Genomic DNA, 23,675 nt, shown 5'->3' on the forward strand with positions numbered 1-23,675 from the left:
CGTTAATACTTGGCGGGTAAGTGATTCACGGCGGTTAACAAACCGTCGCCGAGTTGGATGTAGCCGCCTTGCTTTAACTGCGCGAGGATTTTCATCACCGTGCTACGTGAAAGCCGGGTTCGTTCGAGAATATATTTTGCAGCAGACACCGAATTACGAATGCTTTCAGGCTCGCTTAAAAGCATCACTAACTGGAACCTCACCACTTCATAGGTGGTGGGGGCCGTCATAATAATATTGTTTTTTAGCAGGTTGGCAGACACTTTCGCAATGTGCCCGGCCAGCAACTCCCATGCGTCGGCTTCAGCGATTATCTGATGCGCTTCAGCAGTCGTAATGATGGCTATCTCCGCTTCAGTCTGCATTTCCAGAAAAAGCCCTGTGTCATCAGGAAGCATATTTGTCATCCCGGTGAGATTAGGTGTCGGTAAAGAAGCCATCACGAACTCATCCACATCCCGGCGTACTTTGATAACACCTGAACGAATGATGTAACACATCCTTTCACCGTCAACAAAATAGTAGAGACGCCTCTGAGGTGGCATTTTTTCAAAAGTGACATGTGGGCTGAACAAATCGATAAGATCGAATGTTGCCTGGGATTGAATAACTGTCGTTAAACCCTGTAATGATGAATCTTTCATCTTGGACACAATTCACTCTGAAATCTGTTTATTAAATATTAGCACATTTCCTGAGTTGGCAAATATCGTGTTTGTAACAACTAGTTGTTTAATAAAGCAATGATACCCCCCAATTTTGGCACCTTGCCAGGTTAATACTTCAACGGGATGTTATTGATTGCCTGTAAACAGCCGCGATCGGTGATGATGTAACCACCGGCTTTTAATTGCGCAAGGATTTTCATAATGCTGCTACGTGATAAAAACGTACGGCTTTGTATGTAGTTAGCAATACTCACACTGCTTCGTATTTCTTCAGTTTCACTAATTAGCTCATACAACTGGTAGCGAATAATATCATAAGAGGAGAGTGAAGATATTTTTGTGCAATGGTCGTATACCCGCGTGATGGAGTAAATCAACTGCGTAGATAACTCCTTCCAAAGTCCTTCTTTTGCAATAATCTTGTTTGCTAAATCCAAGGGCATCCAGGAAACCACAGATTCATCATGAGTACGGATGTAGAGATATTCCTGATCCATCAATTGGGTGCTCATACCAAATATAAATGGTGCTGATTCAGTATTAAGCACCATTCCATCTACACTTCTGTATAACGAAACGTTTCCTTTATGTAAAAGAAAACACTTTCTCTCATCGCTATCCATATAGTTAATGATTTGGCGTGGTTTTGTTTCTAATTTGTTAGAAAATGGGTTGAGTGATGAAATTAGCGCTTCTATTTCGATAAGAGGTTTTGGGTTTAGAATGTTTTTCTCATCATTATAGAAAGGATTTTGTTGTTCATATACAGTCATTTAGATTCACTCCTGTGTACCAGGAATATTCCTGGAGGCGCTATATATGGCTGCATTATGGTTAAGAACTTTTATTAAGTGAATAAATGTTACGGTGTAAAATTACACCGAAAAACACCTTGAGTTTGACGCGGCATTTAATGAAAATTGATTCAAGCAGTGAATTGATGTGTGGTGAGAAAACTGATTTATTAATATGAATTCGGTTCAGATGACTTACCTTTGCAAGTGGTCATTAGTATTAATGAAGTAAGTAGGCTTTACACTGCGCATAATAATTTGCTGTATGAATAACATGATGATACATGGACAAAATGGTAGGAAAAGCAACTTATTATCTAGCGATAATGAGGCGGCCTGGTTTTATCAAAAACCCCTGCCTACTAATATAAAGGAAACGAAATGAAAAATAACTTAATTGCTGCTGCTGTCGCTGCTACTATTTTAATGCCTGCTGCTTCTGCATTGGCATCTGATGGTACGGTTAACTTCACTGGTGAAATAATCCCTTCACCTTGTGTTGTTGATATTGGCACTAATAATACAATGACTGTGGATCTTGGCAAAGTAGCTATTAGTTCATTTACAGGTGTAGGATCAAAAGCATCTGCTACCAAGTTCATTCTGCGCCTAAAAGATTGCCCTATAGATTTGTTTTCCGCTCGTTTCAAATTCGACGGTACTGGTTATGATGGCGATGATTCAGTTCTGAAATTGACTCAGGAAGTTGGCGTTGCTAAAGGTGTAGCAATTGAACTGTCTGACGTAGCCGCTGTACTACCATTGTTTACAGCTTCAACTGCTTATAATCTGACTTCAGGTGTGAATGAACTGCCATTCTACGCTCGTTATATTCAGAAATCGGATACCGTTGATGCGGGTGTTGCAAACGCAACGACCACCTTCACGGTGAACTACAACTAATTTCTTTATTTACATAAAGAAATTTATCGGGCCGATAATTATTGGCCCGTATTTGTCACATAGGTTATATATGAAATCATTCCATAAAACAGCATTGCTGAGTTTATTCGCTATTGTATTTTCTGCATCCGTAAATGCCGGTGTGGTTATTGGTGGTACCCGGGTTATTTATGATGGCGGTAAGAAGGAAGCTTCACTGAGCGTCAATAACCCAGATTCCGTGCCATTTCTAATTCAGTCATGGATTGACACTCAAGCAGGTAGTGCTGAGAAAGCTCCCTTTATTATCACTCCGCCACTGTACCGTTTAGACCAGGGGCAGCAGAACGTGATGCGTATCGTGCGTGCGGGTAATTTACCAGAAGATAAAGAGTCTATGTTCTGGCTGAATATAAAATCTATCCCTTCAGCACCGAAGAAAGAAAATACGCTGCAAGTGGCAGTGAAAACACGCATCAAATTAATTTATCGACCAGCCGCATTGAAAGGCAGCGCGCCAGAGTTACAGGCTGATAAATTAACCTGGCAGAAAGTGGGCAATCAGGTCCAGGTGACCAACCCGACCAAATTTTATATGAATTTCAATCAAATTACTGTCAATGGTAAGGCTCTACCAGATGTCACATTTGTCGCCCCTGGAGGCAGCGCACGCTTTGACCTACCGGTAGGCGTTTCATCCGGTGCCTTAATATTTAAGATTATTAGTGATTATGGTGGCGTAGGTGAAATTCATAACGCATCGATTTGATTGGCAATAAATACTTCCCCGTGCGTACAGGGTGGTACGTGAAAGATGAGATAGCCTATATAAATAGGCAGGAAGTTGATAATGATAGCAAATAATCGCCACCAGTTACGAGCGACCCATCTCGGTTGGTGTATTGCATTGGCATGCTCTGGAATAAGTGAAGCCGTGCAGGCACGTGATTACTTTAACCCTGCATTATTGGAAGTGGATAACCCTTCCTCACAAGGCGTAGACCTTGCTGCATTTGAAAATGGTGAACAAGCACCGGGCATATATCGCGTTGACGTGATTATTAACAACCAAATGGTCGACACCAGGGATGTGACATTTAAATTGGTCAAGGAAGGTAATGAAGAGCCAAAACTTCAGCCTTGCTTGTCCGCCAGTATGCTCGAAAGTTATGGAGTAAAAATAGCACTTTTCCAAAAAATAAAAATGGATGAAGAGTGCATCAATCTTGCAGATATTCCTCAGGCTTCCGCTGAGTTCTTTTTTGCAGGTCAAAAATTAATACTGAGCATTCCACAGGCTGCACTTTCTACTCAAGCGCGTGGTTATGTTGCACCAGAATTATGGGATGAAGGTATTAATGCACTACTGCTCAATTACAGTGCAAGTGGGAGTAATACCCATGCCCGAAACAATGGTAGTACGAGTGACAATAGCCAATATGTGAACCTACGCCCTGGTGTAAATATTGGCTCATGGCGTCTGCGTAATTACTCTACCTGGACCCGAGATGGGAATGGACAGAATAAATGGGATTCCGTTTATACTTATCTGCTGCGCGATATTATTTCGATGAAGAGCCAGATGACATTGGGTGATAGCTCAACACCTTCTGATGTGTTCGATAGTATTCCATTCCGTGGTGCTCAGTTGGCTTCAGACGAAGAGATGATCCCGGATAGCATGAGAGGTTACGCGCCTGTGGTGCGTGGTATTGCCCGAACCAACGCGAAAATTATTATTCGCCAGAACGGTTATGTCATCTATGAAAACTACGTAGCGCCAGGAGCGTTTGAAATCACGGACATGTTCCCGACTGGCGGGTCAGGTGATCTGTTTGTCACCATCAAAGAGGCTGATGGTAGCGAAAAGTATCTGGTTATTCCCTTCGCATCGTTGCCGGTTTTGCAACGTGAAGGGCGAATCAAATACAGCCTCACGGCGGGACAATATCGTTCATATAACAGTAAGGTCGATAGCACACCGCTTGCTTTAGGCAATATCATCTATGGTTTGCCCTATGGTTTAACGGTTTATGGTGGTTTACAGGAGTCGAGTAAATATCAATCCCTGGCGATGGGGGTGGGTAAAAACTTTGGTGATATCGGAGCACTTTCTGTCGATGTGACACAAGGCTGGTCCGCACCAAAAGACGGTGACAAATCTGAAGGCCAGTCGTGGCGTGTGCGCTACAGCAAAAACTTTGCTGAGACAGGAACCAACTTTGCTATCGCCGGTTATCGCTATTCGACCTCTGGTTATTACAGCATGCAGGAAATTCTGGACTCCTATAGCGACCAGACAGTAAACCCTGAACGCCGTCGTAATCGTGCAGAAACCTCATTGAGCCAGACGTTGGGCAAAAACTTTGGCGCGATAACCATCACTGCGATTCGTGAAAATTACTGGAGCATTAACAAGACAATGGAGTCGTATGGGGCAAACTATAACAACTCCTGGAACGGGATCAGTTATAGCCTGGGCTACACGTATAGCAAAAACTCAACGGCGAACGGCAGCAGCGGCGGCCGAATTTACGATAAAGATCAGCAACTGTCTCTGTCGCTTAACGTGCCACTGGACTACTTCATGCCTAAAACGTGGGCAAGTTACGGCATGAACACCAGTAAGCAGAGCAATACCACACATACCGTTGGTATCAGTGGGAACGCGCTGGAAGGTGATGCACTCGGATGGAGTGTGCAACAAGGTTACGGCACGGACGGTGCAGGTTACACCGGTAACATGAATGCAGATTATCGCGGAACTTATGCTGAAGTGATGGCCGGATATAGTTATGACAAAAATAGTGAACGCCTGAACTACGGCATTTCCGGTGGCGTTCTGGCGCATGCCGATGGCGTGACGCTGGCACAACCATTTGGCGAGACGCTGGCACTGGTGAAAGCACCAGGGGCGAAAGGTGTCGGTGTTGCCAACGAAAGCGGGGTGAAAACTGACTTCCGGGGCTACACCGTAGTCAGCAATATTTCTCCATATCGAAAAAACGATATTACGCTTGACCCGGAACAGACGCCTGACGAAGTTGAATTAGAGTTGACCAGTAAAACGGTGGTGCCAACACGTGGTGCAATAGTACGGGCTGAATATATTGCAAGCGTGGGCGGGCGGGTATTACTCACACTGAATAGGCCCAACGGGAAATATGTACCGTTCGGTGCTATGGCCACACCGGTTGAAAGTACAGCGAAGCAACAAGGTTTTATTGTTGGCGATAGTGGGCAAGTTTATTTGACTGGGTTATCTGAGCGTATCGATATGTTTGTCAAATGGGGTGAAACACCTACAGATAGCTGCCGTGTTAAAGCTAATTTACCGGTGGCTAAAAAAGATGAACCAGTCATGCAAATGACAGCCAACTGTCTGTAAGGAATAAATGATGAAGGCCCTTTTTAAAACGTTATTATTACTGCCATTATTGCTATGTAGCGCAAAACTATTTGCTGGCTGTGATTACGGTGGAACTTCGCTTGTGACATTAACGGTCAATCCCGGAAATATCGTTGTGCAGCGTGATACACCGGTGGGTACATTACTCGCAACGGTGGTGAGTGCCGGGACGAATGCAGGGTTTGGTTGTACTACCGCCTGGAGCTATAAATGGTTTCCGATGATATTCAGTACACAGTCAACGGTGACTGGAACTGAACCGATTTGGTTGACCAATATTCCCGGTATAGGTATTTCCTTTGGTCAACAAACTGCTGTTGCCATGGGCGCGGGGCGATACGGATATTGGCCAAGTGGACGTACTTTATATTTTTATAAAGTCGCAGCGACGGGCAGTGGTGCACTCGCTACTGGATTAGTGCAACAAGCTCGGGTAGTAAGCCCAACAACAATGACCGGGATGAACGTACAATTAACAGGCGGTAGCGTAACCACGGTTGCCTGCTCCGTTAATACTGCAAATCTGACATTTCCGATTGGTGATGTGAATGTGAATACTTTTGGTTCCACTGTTGGGTTTGTTAACCCTAAACAGAATACCCAGAATTTGGGTTTAACTTGTGATGTTAACGCGAATGTGAATGTCACAATGAGCGGTACACAAAATCCGGACACAACAAACACCAGCGTTTTGAAATTAACCAATCAGGGTAGTGCGGGAGTTGCAACAGGTATTGGTGTGCAATTGGTTTATGGTTCAACCCCATTAACCCTTAATTCAGCGATATTTTTGAAAACAGCGACGTCGTCAGCAACATCATTACCTTTGATCGCACGCTATTATCAAACCAAATCAACTGTGACAACTGGTGATGCAAACGCATCAGCAACATTAACCTTGACCTATCAGTAATAATTAAAAGCAATGTCATGGATGTTGAATGACAATATATAAAGGAATGAATTTATGAATAGCACATTGAAAATGATATCTGCCGCTGTATTTACTACGTTATTTGCAGGATATGCCAATGCGGCAGCAGATAATGTCAATATTCAAATTACAGGTCGAGTCATTGCTTCACCCTGCACAACGGTAAACGGTGGGCAAAACCCATTAACGGTATCACTGGGTGATGATATCAGCGCCAGTTCTCTGCAATCTGCGGGAAGTAACTCACCATGGGTTGAATTTGATGTTGCACTGACCGGCTGTCCGGCTGGCACGACTAATGTTAAAGCCACATTCACTGGCAGCGCTGATACGGTAGACGGGACTCGTTGGTTAAACACCGCAGCCAGTAAAGCGTTAAACACATCCGTTGAGCTTAAAGATAAAGCGACCAACGTCATGCTCAGTAATGGCAGTATGCTAACGGCTCCAGTTGCCAGCAATAAAGCGACCTTTAAATTAAAAACTGCCGCATATAGCTCACAGGGTAACGCAACGCCTGGTGATATTAGTACAGTTATCCTGGCTTCATTTGTATATCAGTAACGGCCACTAATATCATGACGTGCCCTTCAGGAGGTTTTGTGCCGCGATATCGTTATCTACTTATTTTGTCCTTATTATTGGTCTGGCAGGCAAATGCTGAAGATATTAGTATCACTGGGCGTGTAGTTGATAAGCCCTGTACGATAGATGTTGATACCGAATCTAAACTTGTGAATTTGGGTACGGTCATGTTTACCAGATTAAGAAATGCGGGTTCGGGTTCTAACTGGGTCGATTTTGAATTGTTATTAGAAGACTGTTCACGTTCAACTGTATCGGTGACCGCATCTTTCAGTGGTGAGGCTAACATTGATGATATAACAGCTTTTAAAAATCAGGGCTCGGCAAAAAATGTCGCTCTGCAAATATCTAATACCGATCATTCTGTGATTTATGGAGATGGCAGCCAGAAAATAGTTACAATAACAACAGATACACATAAAGCAATATTTCCATTGTCAGCGAGAATCATTAGCCCGTTGGGTAATGGCAGTGGTGGGTCATTTAGAAGCGTAGTCAACGTTGATTTTACTTATCAATAATTGCTCAAGCCCTTATAAATTAATTTATAGCATAGAAGATTGTTAACCCTGTAGGTGTGAGATGTTGAATGTAGCGATTGATGATTCAGATTCACTGTATCGAAACGGAATGGAAATATTTCTTGAGGAGTTATTTCTTAAAGAACAAGATGAGTCCGTGCAGTTTAATAAACTGACAAAGTTAAATGCGACACAAGTTGATGTCATTATAAAAAGTTTTGTGCCAGGTGCTGAATATATCTGTCAGCCAATATTCAAATATCGCAGCAAGCCTGGGGTAATTATCGGTATTTATGATAGTGAGAAATCGCCTTATCATGACGAGTTACCACTGTGTATAAAAAATATAGTATTTATCAACCGTTCAGAACCCTTAGATACGGCACGTGAACAGGTTACGCAAGCGTGGAAACAGAGTGTCGAAAACCCCGACACGTTACCCTGCAAAAAATGCCTGAAATGTAAATATCGCTCGCTAACACCGCAACAAATGACCATTGCTAAATATATGCTGCAAGGTAACGATATTATTAAAATTGCGAAATTGTTAGAGATTAATGTCAAAACCGTCAGCGCGCATAAGCGGCTGATGATGAGTAAATTTAATCTGAGTTCCGACTATGAGTTATTGCATTTTCTTAATAACCTTAAAAAGCATAATCCGCCGGTACATCTGTTTATGGATTAATATTAATCACCCCAAATGCGCGCTGTGGCGCATTTGGGGTGTCAGTCTTAGCGAGGAATAGGGCGAGGTTTGCCCTCCGTATCGACAGCGACATAGATAAATACCGCCTCGGTAGCTTTATAACGCTGGCCAATTGGTTCGGAAGAAACCTTTTTCACCCAGACTTCGATGTTCACCGTAATGGAGCTGTTTCCACGTTTTATACAATTCGCGTAGCAGCATACCACATCCCCAACGGCGACAGGCTTGAGAAACGTCATCCCGTCGACCCGAACCGTGACTACACGACCCTGGGCAATTTCTTTAGCCATAATCGCGCCGCCCATGTCCATCTGCGCCATTAGCCAGCCACCGAAAATATCACCATTTGCGTTGGTGTCTGCGGGCATTGCCAATGTGCGTAAAACCAGTTCTCCGGCAGGAGCGTATTGCTGGGTCATTTGTCTTCCTGAAATAATAATTGAAATTCTTTAACTTAAGTTTAATACGACAAGGGCGTTTGCGTCACTAAGTAGCATTAATGTCTAAAGGGGTTTTGGCGGGGACTGGCAGAATCATGCTCACTTTGAATCGACACTGTAACCAATATGAAGAAATACTTACTTATCTTTGTCAGCCTGCTTGCGTTATCCAGCCAGTCCAGTTTTGCCGGGACGAAAACGCTGGTGGAATATGGTGTGGTGCAACAAGCGCAGATCATCACCAGCCAAACCCGTTCTCATCCGCTGCGCACCGTCGCCGCAGGGGCTGCAGGGGCCGCCATTGGCAACCAATTTGGTGGTGGTTCAGGGAAAACCATCCTGACGGCGACGGGTGCCGTTGCAGGCGCTCAGGTTTCACGTAACCGCCAGAGCCAACAGCAAAACGCCCAGCAGATGGATTTGACGATCAAAACCGATGCGGGGCAGATTATTCAGGTTACGCAGAGTTACGATGGACACATCACGTTTAATAAAGGAGATAAAGTGCGCATTCTCACCTCTGGCAACAACACCAGCGTGGATAAATCCTCGTTATAAAATGTTCGAACATAAAAAAACCCGCACGAAGCGGGTTTTTGCATTTCTGGAGGGGGACTACTTCTCTTCTTGCGGCATGTGCTTATAGATGTAGACGCCGCTCAACAGCGTAAACACCAGCGTTGCGGCAGTCAGGCCGAACACTTTAAAGTTGACCCACACGCTTTGTGGTAGCCAGAACGCAACGTAAATATTCAGTGCGCCGCAGACGATGAAAAACAACGCCCATGCGACGTTCAAGCGTGACCATACGCCTTGTGGTAAAGAGATCTCTTTGCCCAACATACGTTGAATCAAAGGTTTTCCCATCACCAACTGGCTAATCAGTAGTGCGGCAGCAAACAGGCCGTAGATCACGGTGACTTTCCATTTGATAAATTCATCATTATGGAAGAACAGCGTCAGACCGCCGAAAACGGCCACCATCAGGAAGGTGATCAGCGCCATTTTTTCTATCTTGCGGAATTTATACCAGCTATAGATCAGTGCAAAACCGGTGGCGACGATCAGCGCACCAGAGGCCACATAAATGTCGTACATTTTATAGAATGCAAAGAAAACAATCAGGGGCAGGAAGTCGAGAAACTGCTTCATAATCTGTTCCGTAAAATGACTCCTGAACCTTCAGTTAGAGGTTCAGGAGTAAGTGAGTGTTATTGGCGTACCAGCATATACAAACGGAATACATAGATGAGCAACACCGCAGAAATCAGGTTGCTTATCGTATTTGCTACCACCCCGCCAACCGCAGGTGACAGTGCTGCAAATGAAGATGCGAGCATCAGGAGTGCAGTTTTTGCCAGTAACCAGCTAATCACCGCAGGTGCAACAAGGCGCATATTTCCCCAGGCAAGACGCATACTGCCGCGCATCGACTGGAAAATCCCTATTTTATCCTGCACTACCATAACTGGCGCGAATGAAAGCAGAATCGCTAACAGCACGCCTGGTACCACAATCAGCATGATGCCGATTTGCACCAGGAAGGTTGTCAGGAACATCAAAATAAAGATTTTAGGCAATACAGGCGCAGATGTACCAATCGCACGCAAGGCGCTTACGCGTTGCCCGGCACTCACCATCTGAATTAAAACCAGCACACTACCCGCAAGGATTGCATTGCCAATCAGACCCGCAAATGTTGATGCCGCAGAGGCTTTAAGTAACATTTGCTGCTGCTCAGGTGTCATGTTTTGCACAAGATCAAACAGCCCCATGCTATTCGATAAATTATCTCCCTCACTAAGGATAGACATTTGCTCGTCGCTGGGTGAAAAGGCGTGACCGATCACAACCGAAATAAAGGCACAAAGTAAAGCAATCAGTAAAACAGTAACAAACTGATTGCGTAGAAAATTCCCCGTGTCACGGTACACAGAACCCGCCGTGATAGACATGCACTCTCCTTGATGTTGCTCGGTTAAAAAACAGCGGGAATTGTACCCTGGATGAAGGGCGCTGGCACCGACAAGATGCGCGCAGTAAGTAAGTTACTGTCAATGTGAAAATTGATCTGGAGTGGAAATTGTCGTTTAACCCATCCGTGGGCACAAAATTGCACCATAGCGAATATTCCGCTGCGCGCAGACTGTCGTTTTTATTTAACGCCTTCTAACCGGGATATGAACAATGTCAGTGCCCCTGCGCATAACAGAAATACACCGCTCAAACTAAAAGTGCTTTGCCAGCCACTGTTGTCAAATACAATGCCGCCTACCGTTGAACCAAGCGCAATAGAGAGCTGGACAACTGCGACCATCAGTCCTCCGCCTGCTTCAGCATCATTGGGCAACGTGCGTGCCAGCCATGTCCACCATCCAGTGGGTGCGGCTGTAGCAACAAGTCCCCATAAACCCAGCAGTAAAGTGACAACTCCGACATTGTATCCGGTCAACATCAACATCCCAGTAATACAGGCCATGATTAACGGGATGGCTACCAGTGTCTGGTAAAACCCTGCTTTCAAAAATGTACCGATGACCAGGGTACCCGTAAAACCTGCCATGCCGATGGTGAAAAGAATGAGCGATAGGGTGGTGATATCCACTTGGGGTACGGTTTCAAGAAACGGACGAACATAAGTAAATAGTGCGAATTGCCCTATAAAAAATAATCCGCAGGCCAGAAGGCCAATTGAAACTATTGGGCGGTGAAATAGTTGAAATATCGCGCTATGCGACTGGCGGCTTTTATCAGCTGCCATATTTGGTAGGCTGAAGCACTGCCAGATGAAGGCCACTATCGCAACAGGTACCAGAAACAAAAAGGCCCCGCGCCAGCCAATTGTTGCACCTAGATAGCTGCCAAGCGGTGCAGCAACGACAGTCGCCAACGCATTTCCCCCATTAAAAATCGCCAATGCGCGGGGGACTTGATGCAGGGGCACCAGGCGAATGGCCGTCGCAGCAGACATTGACCAGAAACCTCCAATAGCAATACCAATTAAGGCCCGCCCCACCATATAAACCAGATAGCTGGAAGCCAGTGCGATAACGGTCCCGGACATCGCCATCAGAATTGTCATCCCCAGCAGTAGATATTTACGATTCAGGTTCCCGGAAATGGTAGATATAGTCAGGCTGGTCAACACCGCAAATATTCCTGAAATGGCAATTCCCTGGCCTGCCAGCCCTTCGGTAACCCCCAAATCCGTGGCAATAGGCGTCAGCAGACTGACAGGCATAAATTCCGATGCAATCAATACAAATATGCATAATGTCATTGAAAAAACGCCGCCCCAGTACGCGCGATCTTTATAACAGGATGTTTTATAGCTTAGTGTGGGCATTATCTTTTTCTCTGAATATTACCCCAATCATTATTAAATGATAATCGACTTAGGCTCGTAGGTAATTTATGGCGGTAAAATTTCTGATTAAGAAAGTGTGGGGTTAAATTAATACCACCTGCCTATAACAGGTGGTATTTGAAATTACTCTGACTGAGATGCTTACTCTAAATTAGTTTCAAAAAATTGTTCAAATTTAGTGAAAGGTATCTTGCCGGCGACATTGTCGTATAAATCAACATGATTGGCTCCCGGTACAATCACCAGTTCTTTCTCTTTGCTTCCAATCGCTTTAAAGGCATCTTCAGCAAAATAGCGTGAGTGCGCATTTTCACCCGTAACGATCAACGTAGGGATGGCAATTTTATTTGCATAGCTCAGAAGCGGCATATTCATAAACGATAATGGCGTTGTGGCAGTCCAGGCGCCTGTAGAGTTAACTGAACGGGCATGGAAACCGCGTGGCATCCGGTAATAATCGAAGAATTCTTTCAGTACCGGGTTTGGATTCGCAGGCAATGTTTCCGGCAAAATGCGCTCAGAAGTGCTGACTTTTCCCTTATTGTCGACATAAATATCATGACCTGCGTGGGCTATAGTTCCGCTTTGCGCATCCTTCCATCGCTGCTCATTCAGATATTGCAACACGGCACGGCGATCGGCCGTTGAATAACGGTCTTTTCCATCCCCAACGCCGTGACCCATGGCGCGGCTCATGTCATACATCACACTGGTCGCGACTGCTTTCACTCGGGTATCCATGGCCGCTGCATTTAGCGCCATACCACCCCAACCGCAGATGCCGAGTAAACCGATACGCGCACGATCAACCTCTTTTTGTAATCCAAGGAAATCGACCGCCGCACTAAAGTCCTCGGTATTGATATCAGGAGAAGCGACGTTGCGTGGATAGCCACCGCTTTCGCCTGTATAAGACGGGTCAAAAGCCAGCGTAACAAAACCGTTTTCAGCCAGAGTCTGTGCATACAGACCGCTGGATTGTTCTTTGACCGCTCCAAACGGGCCACTTATAGCAATTGCTGCAAGTTTGCGGTCGCCACGTTCTTTTGGAAGGTACAAATCCCCGACTAAAGTAATCCCGTAGCGGTTCTGGAATGTCACCTTGCGATGGTCCACTTTACTGCTTTCGGCGAAAGTTTTGTCCCATTTTTCTACCACCGAAATGGGCGCATTTGGGTTTATTGCATCGGCATGACTCATTGTTGAAACTCCACTTAATGATGCGCATAGCAGCATTGCAGGTACGGCGGCTTTTAGTTTCCTGGTGAAAGTGCTCATAAATAATCCCTGAAAATCGAGATGAAGGTACAGGTTTCATACGGACAACACTGCTGCGCTTTTTTCAATGCGTTCATTATAGTTAGCAAGTATCGTTCTGATTAGAGGGTGATAAATGCTAGGATTAATATCATATTGTTATAAATGAAAATTATGCTGCGGGCATAAGTGCTATCCGCTGATATCAGTCCGGAGGGTGATTTGATGGCAAAACGGGAAAACTATAATGAGCTCTACCTGTTTATGCAGGTCGTGAGGGAAGGCAGTTTCACTGCAGCGGCACAGCGGCTTGGGCTTGCTCAGTCGGGTATTAGCCGCTCTGTGCGCGAACTAGAGGAAAGGTTGGGTGTACAGCTTCTGGTGCGTACCACGCGCAGGCTATCGTTAACACAGGCCGGTGAGCAGCTCTACCAGACAGCAGAATCAGGGTTTGATGCTATAGATATGGGGTTTGCCACCTTGGCTCATTACCGTCAGACCCCGTCTGGCACGGTGCGTATTAATGCCAGTCTTCACGCCATTGATAAAGTCCTTCTGCCAAAACTGGCGATATTTAAGCAGCGCTACCCTGACATTAGGCTGGAGCTGATTAGTGAAAGCCGGTTTGTCGATATTATCGCGGAGAGATTTGATGCGGGCATTCGACTTGGGCCAGAGGTTGGCAGTGGCATGGTTGCAGTGCGTATTACGCCCGATATGGAGATGGCCGTTGTTGCAACGCCCGAACATTTTCGGCGCTACGGTTTTCCACAATCACCGGCTGATTTAGTGGCTCATCCCTGTATTGCCTATCAGTTTGCCGACGGCAGTTTGTACCAGTGGGAACTCCATCATAACGAGAAAAAAATAACCCACCGACCACAGGGCCAGTGGGTCTTTTCTGACAGCTATATGGAGGCAGAAGCCGCAAGGCTTGGCCTAGGACTGGCTTATGTCCCTGAGGAACTGGTCGCTCATGATTTAGAGCGGGGTAGACTCATCAGAGTCTTACAACCTCACAGTCAGCGCCTGGAGGGATCATTCCTTTATTATCCTCATCGCAATGTGTCACCCGCTCTGAGACTCGTCATTGATACATTGCGAATTTAATAAGTGATCATGGATCGTCTTTTATTTGATATATCCGTCACACTTCAAGTTGCATCTTTGCTGGCTGCATCCATTCACTGCGTCAAAAGCTGTCTGACCCTCAAGTATTGACTTAAGGGTCACTATTTTCCGTCAGGTCTGAATGCATTGCGTGCTCAGTTAACCGACAGACGCAGGCATAAATTTTCGGGGTAGGGGGAAAAGTAGTTTTGCGTCAGTAGGTAGCTGTCAGGGTATTCGCCCAGATAATGGTTCAATAGGGTGAGTGGGGCGAGGAGCGGTAACAGCCCATCGCGGTAATGAAGGATCACGTCGCGCAGCTCCCCGCGCTGGCGAGTATTCAGTTGTTTGCGGAAGTAGCCCTGAATATGCATTAGCACGTTAGTGTGATTTTTACGTGACGCGGGGTTTTTCAGGATCGTCATGAGCTTTTCGCGATACTCGACGAAGAAAGCATCAAGGTCTTCCCATTCGTGTAGCGAGGCGACGAAAGGCCCAATTTCCCGGTAGCCTGGCTGGTGGTGCGCCAGCAGCTGGAGTTTGTAGCGGCTGTGGAAATCCATAAGTGCGCGGCGAGTCAGGCCGTTTGCCCGCAGGGTGTTGAGTTCGTGTAAGGCGAAAACCCGTTCGACAAAGTTTTCACGCAGTACCGGGTCGTGAAGGCGGCCATCTTCCTCTACGGGCAGCCACGGGAATTTTTCCAGCAGCGCACCGGTAAATAGACCCACACCCTCTTTGCGTCCACGATTACCTTTTTCATCATACAGCCTTACGCGCTCCATGCCGCAGCTCGGTGATTTCGCGCAGACGATAAAGCCTGACAAATTAGCCTGCTGTGGTAACCAGGCGTCAGCGAATGTGGCCATTTTCTGCGTTACGTCATCGTGAGGGGCATGGCTAAATCGCATCCGGATATCGCCTTCGGTAGTCTGAACCAGGCGCAGCGCCGGGCGCGGAACGGGCAGGCCGATGGCCATCTCTGGGCAAATGGGTTTGAAGGTCACCCACTGAGACAGCTCGTCCATGACAAAACCCATACGCTTATGACCGCCGTCAAACCTCACTGTCGAGCCGGTTAAACATCCGCTGATCCCAATGATAGGTTTAGTATTCATGGTGTAATCCTCTTACTGCTCTTTGCGGGTAAAGAAAAGCGTGACCGTACCCACGGTGACCCCGAATTTCTTCATCTCGGTTTTGTTAAAAAGATGGATGCCGTCTTGCAGGTACATCCAGTCGTCAAAGTTCAGCAGCCAGGTACTGCCGTTGGCTTTCACCTTCATGCTGTAGTGCCAGTTAAAGGCGTTCCCTGAAGTCACACCCTTTGCCACGCCCTCAATATCGCCCGCGGTTCCTTCGTAACGGTCAGAACTGACGCGCCTGATATGCCAAACTCGCTGCTGTTTCTCGCCATCGGCATAGACGAAGTGTTCATTGAGCGTCAGGGTCTCGCCGACGATGACGCCGCTGATGTCAACATGGAAGCGGCGCAACTGTTTACCGCTGCGGTCCTGTACCATGCCCCATGCCTCGGTTTTGCCCTGGAAGTATTGAAAGATATCAAGTGGCGGCGTCTGTTGACGGTAGTCGTTAATGTTTGCGCTACATCCCGCCAGCAACAGAATCAGTGCTATACCGAGTGCCAGAATACGTTTCATTCGTCACCTCCAATTAACTGCTGGCGCAGTGCGGGATATTGAGTACCAGGATCGAGCCAGATGCCCACAAAGCTTCAGATTGGCGGGGCCCCAGCTAAACGGCCCCCATGTGAGGGTCGCATCACCCACTTTTCGCCAGTTTAACCAGTCGGCGGCATGGGCGAAGGGCGAAACTGCTGCCAGCCAGAGCAACAATAATAGAGAGAGTTTCATGCACGCCGCCCTATCAGAATGTGGAAAAACAGCATCAGAACCAGCCAGCCCGTCGCCATCCAACTGACGACGATAAACGTCGGCTCAAGGAAGGTAATCGCGTCGAGGCGTTCACCTATCAGGTACGCCACTGGTGCACCTATAGTCGCCATTGAAGTCAGCAACCACCCCGGCAACGTCGTTATGCAAGTCAGCCTGGTCCAGACGACGGCAAACATCAGCCATAGCGCCATCATCCAAAGGGGAAGTAGCGCATCGCCATTAAAATCGATTAGCCCGGTCAGCGCCCATAGTGCATCCAGCCCGCTGCCCCCAGCTGCAAGCAAGAGAGCGTAAAAACGATGGGCAGGCGATAGCATCAGGCAGGCCAGGATGGCGAGCACGAGCCAAAGAAACAGGCCGTGCTCGCGAAACAGCACCACCAACGTCCAGTAGAGATCGAACGCGATGGCCATGACAAAAACCTGCAGATTGCGTTTCATACGCGCTCCGCCGTGAGTTGGACGACGCTAATAGTGCGCGCATTAAACCCGGCTTCGCAGTAACCGAAGTAGTAGAGCCACATACGGCGGAACTGGTCATCAAAACCGAGTTTTTCAATATCGAGCCAGGCGTGTATAAAACGCTGCCGCCAGTGCGCCAGCGTGCGGGCGTAGTCTGGCCCCATATCGAAGAGATTGCGCACCACAAAATCCGTGTGGTGAGTCATCAACTCGCTCATTGCCGTGATGCTCGGTAGAAAGCCTCCGGGGAAAATGTAGCGCTGGATAAAGTCGACGCTTTTGCTGTATGCGCGATAGCGCTGGTCCTGAATGGTGATGGCCTGAATCACCATTTTTCCGCCTGGACGCAGACGCGCCTGACAGGTACGGAAAAAACCGGGGAGGTAGCGTTGGCCCACAGCTTCGATCATCTCGACGGACACCAGCTTGTCGAACTCTCCGGTCAGGTCGCGATAGTCGCACAACAGTACCTGCACCCGATCCTGCAATCCTGCACGAGCAATCCTCTGTGTCGCCCAAAGGTACTGCTCCTGAGAAAGCGTGGTGGTGGTCACGCGACAGCCGTAGTGGCGAGCGGCATATTCGGCCATCGCCCCCCAGCCAGTGCCGATTTCGAGAAGATGGTCGCTGGAGGTCAGCGCCAGCTGTTCGCACAGGCGTGCCATTTTGGCCTGCTGAGCGCGGGTGAGATCCAGCTCATCGGCGCTAAAAAGGGCACTGGAGTAGAGCAGTTCTTCGTCAAGAAACAGGGCGTAGAATTCGTTGCCCAGGTCGTAATGTGCGGCGATGTTTTCACGTGCCTGCTGGCGATGGTTGCGCCGTGTCCAGTGGTGAAGTCGCTCTATAGGTTTGCCAAGCAGGCGGAAACCTCTTTCCAGCTGGCCCAAAACCGGGCCATTGAGCGCAAGTATCTGCAAAAGTGGTGTTAACTGGTGCGTTTCCCACTCGCCGTCTATCCAGGATTCAGCTGCGGCGAGGCTTCCACCGGTCAGCAAACGCCAGTAAACGGCTGGCGAGAGGATTTGCACTTCGGCACTTAACGCGGCGCAGGCATCACCAAAATGCCAGACATGTGTCCCGTCACGCACGGTAAGCGAACCTCCGCGAATACCGCTCAACACACGAAACAGCATCCAGCGGGCGAGACGTACGTTGCGTGGGGTGCTCGCTTCAAACGCAAATACAGGGTCAGTCATGAGCGATCACTCCTGTTAACGGGGTGGCTATACAAAGGCACACGCTTGATCCACAACCGTAGCGCCTGCCAGTAAATGGCGAACACCGTTTTAAGCGTCATCAACGGTATACGCCGCAGCACCGAGGCCAGGTTGGTACGCGTCAGCGGCGTGCGGCTCAGCGCCAGTGTTGCGTCGAACACTTTCGATTGCTGGTGATTTTCGATGTGCATATATAGCGTTTTGCCGGGTTTGTTGAAGCGCCAGTGATAAACCATGTCCATCGGGTTAAAGGGCGAGACGTGGAAAGCTTTCTCAATTGGATGCGCCACCTGGCCGTCCACCGCGTAGTAATGGCGCTCGTTCCACGGCGTATTGCGCACTTCTGCCAGAATCCATAGCAGCGTGTCCGTCCGGTCGTAGCAGTAGTAGAAGTTGATCGGATTAAAATGGAACCCGAAGTAACGCAATTGGGTCAGCAGCATGACGCGGCCACCAGGGCGTTCTCCGGTCAGGCTTTCCAGCCGGTTGAGAACGTTCTCTTTAAGCGGCATGCCGAGCGGGTAATCCGCGTCGTAGAAGGCGGCTGCGGCAAACTTGTTGCGCCGGATCCCCACCAACGAAAGCGCATCCAGCTCATCCAAATCCAGCCAGCCCATAAATACGCGATAGCGGAAATGATGCACTTTTGGCTGGAGGCGGCGATGACGTAACACACCCTGATACAGACAACTGTTCATCTTAGTCACCTTTCCCGGCGGCAATTCCCTTTACCACGTCGAGCGCGCTGCGTACCCCGTCTTCATGAAAACCGTTGTACCAGTAAGCGCCACAGAACCAACTTTGCTGATGACCATTAATCTCACTGCGACGCGCCTGAGCACGCCAGCTTTGTGGGTTAAACAGCGGGTGCTCATAAACAAAACGTTTCAGGACAAAGCGTTCATCCACCGGCGTTTCTGGATTCAGAGTCACGCAAAACAGCGGACTCCCCTCAGGTAACCCTTGCAGAATATTCATGTTGTAGGTCACGCAGGCGCGGGCTTCATCCTGTTCGCTCAGACGATAGTTCCAGCTTGCCCAGGCGCGTTCACGTACCGGAAGCCAGCGAGGATCGTTATGTAGGACCACTTCATTACGCTGCCAGCCGATATCACCCAGCACTTCGCGCTCGCTGGTTGTCGGTTCGTCAAGCATCGCCAGAGCCTGCGCAGAGTGGCAGGCGAAGATCACCTGGTCGAAGGTGTGGCTTGCGGTTTCAAGCTGGATCTTAACGCCCTGTGCATTGCGGATGACCTGTTGTACTGGCGAGTTGAGGTGCAGAGTCAAGCGGTCGCCCAGCTGTGAAAGCATGGCGCGGATATACTCTCGAGAGCCGCCTGGCACCACGTACCACTGCGGGCGATGGGTGATATCCAGCAGGCCGTGGTGTTCAAAGAAACGTAAGAACAAGGGCAGGGGAAAACAGCGCATCTCTTGCAGCGATGATGACCAGATGGCGGCGCCCATCGGTAAAATGTAATGGCGTGCGAAAAACGGGCTGAAGCGGTGTTGCTCAAGAAAGTTATGCAGCGTGGCGTTTGGTTCAACTTCGCCCGCAAGCGTAGCTTTCGCCAGGCGATTAAAGCGCGCGATATCTTTTAGCAACTTCCAGAACACGGGGTTGAACAGGTTCCGGCGCTGGGCAAACAACGAGCTGAGGGTATGCCCGTTGTACTCCAGGCCGCTGCGTGGATTATGCACCGAGAAGCTCATCTGCGTTTTTTGCCCGCTGAGCCCAAGCTCGCTCAGCAGGCCCATAAAACGTGGGTAGGTGCGGTCGTTATAGACGATGAACCCGGTATCAATGGCATATATGCCCTGCGGGGTGGTCACATCAACCGTGGCGGTGTGGCCACCCGGAGTGGATTCCGCTTCAAAAATGGTAACCTGGTGATGCCCTGCCAGCCGCCATGCGCAGGTCAAACCAGCGATACCACTGCCGATAATAGCGATTTTCATGATCGCACCATCTTGCGCAGCAATGCTCGCTGTAGAAAGGACGGTAGGGCTGCCAGCAGATGCAGGGTAAGGCTCAAACGAGTGGGAAAGGCGATATGGTTTTTTCCATTTGCCAGGCCCTTGCGAATGGCCTCCACTGCGCTGTCGACGCTGACCCGGCCGGGCATGGAAAAATCATTCTTACGGGTAAGTGGCGTATCGACAAAGCCCGGCGACACCACCGTTACCGCGATACCTTTAGGTTCCCAGTCCAGGCGCAAGCTGTTGGCAAACCAGGTGAGCGCGGCCTTGGACGCGCCATACGCCTCCGCTCTTGGGAAGGGTAGCCAGTGTGCCATTGAGCTAACTAATACCACGCGATTGCCCGAAACCAGCTGTGGCTGAAGTGCCGCAAGGCAGTTTACCGGCCCGAGGAAGTTGGTGTTGATAACCCGTTCTACCAGCGCGGCATCGACTATGCCGCCATCGAGATACTCGCAGGTTCCCGCACAAAGAACGACCAGATCGGCGTAACATCCTTCCAGCGCCTGGCGACAGGCTTCCCTGTCCGTCATATCAAACAGGCGTAGCGTGATGTTCGGGTTGTGCTCGTGAAGGGCCTCAAGCCGGGCAGGATCGCGACCGCAGGCGATGACGTGCCAGCCGTCATCAGCCCAGGATTTTGCAAGCCCCGCCCCAATGCCGGAGGATGCGCCAGTGATGAGGACAGTCATCATGAGCGCACCCTCCTTTTTACTCTGCGTACCAGCCAGCCCAGCAGGGGAAGATGTTCGTAAACCATCTCTCCCGCATCGTAGTAATCGCGCTGACGAATAATCAGGTTGCCGTGTACATCCACGATTGAACACCCTGGCAAAGCGAGCGTGTCTCCTTTAGAAATCTGTGGATGCGACCAGTGCATTGTCCAGCTCACGGCAAAACGCTGGCCTTCGCTGAGCGGTGAATCGATGGAAAAACGGCAGTGCTCCGCATTAGCCAGCAGATGGGTAAAGTAATGCTGTAGCGCATACAGCCCCTGATGTGTGCCAAAGGGGTCGACCAGTTCGGCATCCGGGTGATATAGCGCCGCAAGCTCCAGCGGAGACTGGTTATCCAGGGTGGTGTAATAGTCAAAAAAACGCTCGATGACGGATGGCATTGTGCTCATGAGTCTCACCCTGGCTGTAGAAAACGTGAAGTAATCGTATAATTAAAACTTAGACAATTACTAATATTTGTACAAGTTTAAAGTGAATGTGTTTTTATTGTTCTATATATTCAATGCATTATGTAGGTGTTATTTTGCTGGTTTTGATTGGGTTTTTATAAAAACATGCCAGATACGCAACTTTTTACGGTTGCTTATCATCGAGAGGAAAAAGGGGCGGGGGTACGGTTTTAGAGTGGGATCACATCGAGTGAAACGACCTGTTGCTGCCAGAGTTCAATCTGTTTTTTACGGGCTGCGGTAACTTTACCGGTAGTGACCAGCAGCCATTTTCGCTCAGGGAAGATCTCGGGTGCCAGCATGGCAGGCGGCACAGGGAGCACATCAATGCGATGCCCTTGCCCCGTACGTTTGAGTGCTTCGAGCCAGATTTCACATGGGTCGCTAAGGTGCCAGCCGGTGATAAGGTAATTATCCCCCGGCGCTTTTTTATCACCTTCAAGGCAAAACGAGGTGTAGGAAATGATGATGCCATCGAGGACTTCACGCAGTGTCATGATCGCGGGAATATTGGCTGAGACTTTACTGCGCAGTGGGCGTAGAACTTCGCTGACCATCTCCGGGCGCGGATACTCGCGGCCCGAATCGTAAATCTGCTGGCGCAGAGATTCGATTTTTCCCTCTTTCAACTTCTGCAACATGCTCTCCTGAAGGGTGAGCCAGTTGTTTGTACGGCGAGTTTCTGGACGGGCCAGCAAGGGCTTCACCTGGCTGACGGGGACTCCCTTTTTCACCCAGTCGAGAATTTTAAGTGCTTGCTGGACATCGTCATCACTGTACAGGCGGTGTCCGCCATCGGTGCGCAACGGTTTGATTAAACCGTAACGACGCTGCCAGGCGCGTAGTGTGGTCGCGTTTATCCCGCAAAGCCGGGCAAATTCACCGATGGAATAGGGCATGAGGTACACCTGATGACAAAGAATATTCTCAATATACTACGAATATTTGCAGCCTGAATGAAGAGCAGGGTGTTTGCACTACACTTTACTTCTAACCGCTCAGATAAAAGGAGGTCTTATGAAGCTATGGCCCGTTGTAACTGGTGTTGCTATCGCACTGACACTGGTTGCTTGTAAATCTCCCACGCCACCGAAAGGCGTTCAACCGATAACTAACTTTGATGCCAACCGCTATCTTGGCAAATGGTATGAAGTCGCTCGCCTTGAAAACCGCTTCGAACGAGGCCTTGAGCAGGTGACTGCTACCTATGGCACGCGCAGCGATGGCGCTATTAGCGTGCTCAATCGTGGCTATGATCCGATTAAAAACAAGTGGAATGAGAGCGAAGGGAAAGCCTCATTTACCGGTGCGCCTACAACCGCCGCGCTGAAAGTTTCATTCTTTGGTCCGTTCTACGGCGGCTATAACGTGATAAGGCTCGATGATGAATACCAGTACGCATTGGTGAGTGGCCCAAACCGTGACTACTTGTGGATTTTGTCGCGTACGCCAACCATTCCGGATGCGGTGAAGCGGGATTACCTAAACACTGCGCGCACTCTCGGCTTCCAGGTCGATCAGTTGGTTTGGGTGAAGCAATAAATTACACCCGGATCAGAGAGTAATATTGAAAATGCCAGGGCTCTTACGCCCTGGTTGATGCTGTAGAATCTCAGGTGTACATCTTGTCAAATTTAAGATTTTGATTAAATGGACATTTAACATTTTTCGATCAGCGCGCTCATACATCTGCACCTATAGCCTGGGGAAAGCCAAACCGCCCGCTGGGACGCTGCGCAAATAAAGGTATGACGAGAAAACGCTTATGCTAAACAGGCTGTGTATCAGTCCCGCAATACTTTCGAGAAACACACCGCTTCTTCTCGGCCGATATAGGGGCCGTAATTCTCAATGGAAACGTATCCATTATTCTTATAAAAATTCACAGCCTTATGGTTAACATTTCGAGTTTCAAGCCAGAGCTCTGCATATCCCATGTTTTTCGCAGATTTCTCAAGAAAATTGAGTAAAGCTTTGCCCACTCCCGGGATGCTTCGGTCTGAAAACATTCTTTTAAGTTCGGCAATATTTTCTGTTATTGGTCGGATAGCACCGCATCCTATTGCATCGCCTTTTTTGTTTCTTGCCAGAACCCAAAGCGACCTGTCACCATCCATTGAGTCAATTGCAAAATTACTTTTTCCACTATCACCAGTTATAGCGGCAAGCTCTGCTGACAATTTTTCAATTAAAGAATAAGAATCTGGTGAAAGTGGATCTGATTTCTCTACTGTTATCATGC

27 protein-coding genes and 1 pseudogene are annotated in these 23,675 nt (G+C 48.3%); 10 read left to right on the top strand and 18 right to left on the bottom strand.

Annotation, left to right across the window (positions count from 1 at the left end; translation table 11 throughout):
- Window positions 1-2 precede the first annotated feature (2 nt).
- Both AC0IXI_RS11050 and AC0IXI_RS11055 read right to left on the bottom strand, forming a co-directional pair.
- Window positions 3-644: a helix-turn-helix domain-containing protein gene (locus AC0IXI_RS11050; protein WP_471682405.1), complete on the bottom strand. Its 642-nt coding sequence runs from the start codon at window positions 642-644 to the stop codon at window positions 3-5.
- Window positions 645-775: 131 nt separating this feature from the next.
- Entirely contained in the window at window positions 776-1,441 is a 666-nt protein-coding gene (locus AC0IXI_RS11055) for a winged helix-turn-helix transcriptional regulator (protein ID WP_134182323.1), read from the bottom strand.
- 402 nt (window positions 1,442-1,843) lie between these two features.
- Here AC0IXI_RS11055 and AC0IXI_RS11060 point away from each other — a divergent pair, with 402 nt between their 5' ends.
- The 7 genes from AC0IXI_RS11060 to AC0IXI_RS11090 all read left to right on the top strand — a co-directional run bounded on the left by AC0IXI_RS11060 (window position 1,844) and on the right by AC0IXI_RS11090 (window position 8,481).
- The gene (locus AC0IXI_RS11060; RefSeq protein WP_413498179.1) at window positions 1,844-2,365 is read left to right on the top strand and encodes a fimbrial protein; all 522 of its coding nucleotides are present in this window, start codon (window positions 1,844-1,846) and stop codon (window positions 2,363-2,365) included.
- 70 nt (window positions 2,366-2,435) lie between these two features.
- Window positions 2,436-3,113: a fimbrial biogenesis chaperone gene (locus AC0IXI_RS11065; protein WP_134182327.1), complete on the top strand. Its 678-nt coding sequence runs from the start codon at window positions 2,436-2,438 to the stop codon at window positions 3,111-3,113.
- Window positions 3,114-3,194: 81 nt separating this feature from the next.
- Window positions 3,195-5,732 carry a fimbria/pilus outer membrane usher protein gene (locus AC0IXI_RS11070; RefSeq protein ID WP_134182329.1) on the top strand — a complete coding sequence of 846 codons (2,538 nt, stop codon included), beginning with the start codon at window positions 3,195-3,197 and terminating at the stop codon, window positions 5,730-5,732.
- Between the two features lie 10 nt (window positions 5,733-5,742).
- Entirely contained in the window at window positions 5,743-6,666 is a 924-nt protein-coding gene (locus AC0IXI_RS11075; protein WP_471682406.1) for a fimbrial protein, read from the top strand.
- 54 nt (window positions 6,667-6,720) lie between these two features.
- Complete coding sequence (locus AC0IXI_RS11080) at window positions 6,721-7,251, top strand: fimbrial protein (RefSeq protein WP_134182333.1); 531 nt, start codon at window positions 6,721-6,723, stop codon at window positions 7,249-7,251.
- A gap of 38 nt (window positions 7,252-7,289) precedes the next feature.
- The gene (locus AC0IXI_RS11085; protein ID WP_134182335.1) at window positions 7,290-7,793 is read left to right on the top strand and encodes a fimbrial protein; all 504 of its coding nucleotides are present in this window, start codon (window positions 7,290-7,292) and stop codon (window positions 7,791-7,793) included.
- 61 nt (window positions 7,794-7,854) lie between these two features.
- Window positions 7,855-8,481: a LuxR C-terminal-related transcriptional regulator gene (locus tag AC0IXI_RS11090; RefSeq protein ID WP_413498181.1), complete on the top strand. Its 627-nt coding sequence runs from the start codon at window positions 7,855-7,857 to the stop codon at window positions 8,479-8,481.
- A gap of 47 nt (window positions 8,482-8,528) precedes the next feature.
- Here the strand turns inward: AC0IXI_RS11090 and yciA are convergent, their stop codons facing one another.
- On the bottom strand, window positions 8,529-8,921 hold the full coding sequence (gene yciA, locus AC0IXI_RS11095; protein ID WP_134182339.1) for an acyl-CoA thioester hydrolase YciA: 393 nt from the start codon (window positions 8,919-8,921) through the stop codon (window positions 8,529-8,531).
- 147 nt (window positions 8,922-9,068) lie between these two features.
- Between yciA and AC0IXI_RS11100 the strand changes: the two genes are divergently transcribed.
- The gene (locus tag AC0IXI_RS11100; protein WP_134182341.1) at window positions 9,069-9,500 is read left to right on the top strand and encodes an outer membrane lipoprotein; all 432 of its coding nucleotides are present in this window, start codon (window positions 9,069-9,071) and stop codon (window positions 9,498-9,500) included.
- Between the two features lie 57 nt (window positions 9,501-9,557).
- Here AC0IXI_RS11100 and AC0IXI_RS11105 read toward each other — a convergent pair whose 3' ends face one another.
- The 4 genes from AC0IXI_RS11105 to AC0IXI_RS11120 form a co-directional block, all read right to left on the bottom strand.
- Complete coding sequence (locus AC0IXI_RS11105) at window positions 9,558-10,094, bottom strand: septation protein A (protein WP_064511702.1); 537 nt, start codon at window positions 10,092-10,094, stop codon at window positions 9,558-9,560.
- A 59-nt stretch (window positions 10,095-10,153) separates the two neighbouring features.
- Entirely contained in the window at window positions 10,154-10,897 is a 744-nt protein-coding gene (locus AC0IXI_RS11110) for a YciC family protein (protein ID WP_064511701.1), read from the bottom strand.
- Window positions 10,898-11,097: 200 nt separating this feature from the next.
- Entirely contained in the window at window positions 11,098-12,288 is a 1,191-nt protein-coding gene (locus tag AC0IXI_RS11115) for an MFS transporter (RefSeq protein ID WP_471682407.1), read from the bottom strand.
- Window positions 12,289-12,450: 162 nt separating this feature from the next.
- A complete protein-coding gene (locus tag AC0IXI_RS11120; protein ID WP_471682408.1) occupies window positions 12,451-13,587 on the bottom strand; it encodes an alpha/beta hydrolase in 1,137 nt (378 codons plus the stop codon).
- Between the two features lie 204 nt (window positions 13,588-13,791).
- Between AC0IXI_RS11120 and AC0IXI_RS11125 the strand changes: the two genes are divergently transcribed.
- Window positions 13,792-14,676 carry a LysR family transcriptional regulator gene (locus AC0IXI_RS11125; RefSeq protein ID WP_134182347.1) on the top strand — a complete coding sequence of 295 codons (885 nt, stop codon included), beginning with the start codon at window positions 13,792-13,794 and terminating at the stop codon, window positions 14,674-14,676.
- A gap of 155 nt (window positions 14,677-14,831) precedes the next feature.
- Here AC0IXI_RS11125 and AC0IXI_RS11130 read toward each other — a convergent pair whose 3' ends face one another.
- The 10 genes and pseudogenes from AC0IXI_RS11130 to AC0IXI_RS11175 all read right to left on the bottom strand — a co-directional run bounded on the left by AC0IXI_RS11130 (window position 14,832) and on the right by AC0IXI_RS11175 (window position 22,332).
- On the bottom strand, window positions 14,832-15,791 hold the full coding sequence (locus AC0IXI_RS11130; protein WP_064511660.1) for a YbgA family protein: 960 nt from the start codon (window positions 15,789-15,791) through the stop codon (window positions 14,832-14,834).
- Between the two features lie 12 nt (window positions 15,792-15,803).
- Window positions 15,804-16,334: a DUF3833 domain-containing protein gene (locus AC0IXI_RS11135; protein WP_471682409.1), complete on the bottom strand. Its 531-nt coding sequence runs from the start codon at window positions 16,332-16,334 to the stop codon at window positions 15,804-15,806.
- Between the two features lie 93 nt (window positions 16,335-16,427).
- Window positions 16,428-16,547 (bottom strand): annotated as a pseudogene (locus tag AC0IXI_RS11140) (hypothetical protein); the annotation flags it as partial.
- The gene (locus AC0IXI_RS11145) at window positions 16,544-17,029 is read right to left on the bottom strand and encodes a DUF2878 domain-containing protein (protein WP_422568288.1); all 486 of its coding nucleotides are present in this window, start codon (window positions 17,027-17,029) and stop codon (window positions 16,544-16,546) included. The pseudogene AC0IXI_RS11140 and the gene AC0IXI_RS11145, both read right to left, overlap by 4 nt.
- A complete protein-coding gene (locus AC0IXI_RS11150) occupies window positions 17,026-18,246 on the bottom strand; it encodes a class I SAM-dependent methyltransferase (protein ID WP_424221133.1) in 1,221 nt (406 codons plus the stop codon). The genes AC0IXI_RS11145 and AC0IXI_RS11150 overlap by 4 nt, the downstream gene beginning before the upstream one ends.
- Entirely contained in the window at window positions 18,243-18,965 is a 723-nt protein-coding gene (locus tag AC0IXI_RS11155; protein ID WP_422568286.1) for a DUF1365 domain-containing protein, read from the bottom strand. Before AC0IXI_RS11155 ends, AC0IXI_RS11150 begins: the two co-directional genes overlap by 4 nt.
- A gap of 1 nt (window position 18,966) precedes the next feature.
- Window positions 18,967-20,226, bottom strand: coding sequence for an NAD(P)/FAD-dependent oxidoreductase (locus tag AC0IXI_RS11160; RefSeq protein ID WP_134182359.1), 1,260 nt, complete (start codon window positions 20,224-20,226; stop codon window positions 18,967-18,969).
- A complete protein-coding gene (locus tag AC0IXI_RS11165; protein ID WP_064511655.1) occupies window positions 20,223-20,942 on the bottom strand; it encodes an SDR family NAD(P)-dependent oxidoreductase in 720 nt (239 codons plus the stop codon). Before AC0IXI_RS11165 ends, AC0IXI_RS11160 begins: the two co-directional genes overlap by 4 nt.
- Entirely contained in the window at window positions 20,939-21,373 is a 435-nt protein-coding gene (locus tag AC0IXI_RS11170) for a nuclear transport factor 2 family protein (protein ID WP_471682410.1), read from the bottom strand. Before AC0IXI_RS11170 ends, AC0IXI_RS11165 begins: the two co-directional genes overlap by 4 nt.
- 230 nt (window positions 21,374-21,603) lie before the next feature.
- Window positions 21,604-22,332: a MerR family transcriptional regulator gene (locus AC0IXI_RS11175; protein WP_064511653.1), complete on the bottom strand. Its 729-nt coding sequence runs from the start codon at window positions 22,330-22,332 to the stop codon at window positions 21,604-21,606.
- A gap of 118 nt (window positions 22,333-22,450) precedes the next feature.
- On the opposite strand from AC0IXI_RS11175, the gene AC0IXI_RS11180 reads away from it, so the two are divergent.
- Window positions 22,451-22,975 carry a lipocalin family protein gene (locus tag AC0IXI_RS11180; RefSeq protein WP_471682411.1) on the top strand — a complete coding sequence of 175 codons (525 nt, stop codon included), beginning with the start codon at window positions 22,451-22,453 and terminating at the stop codon, window positions 22,973-22,975.
- Window positions 22,976-23,217: 242 nt separating this feature from the next.
- Here AC0IXI_RS11180 and AC0IXI_RS11185 read toward each other — a convergent pair whose 3' ends face one another.
- Entirely contained in the window at window positions 23,218-23,673 is a 456-nt protein-coding gene (locus AC0IXI_RS11185) for a GNAT family N-acetyltransferase (RefSeq protein ID WP_471682412.1), read from the bottom strand.
- Window positions 23,674-23,675: the final 2 nt, after the last annotated feature.

It is taken from the genome of Buttiauxella sp. AC038 (genome assembly GCF_979253565.1).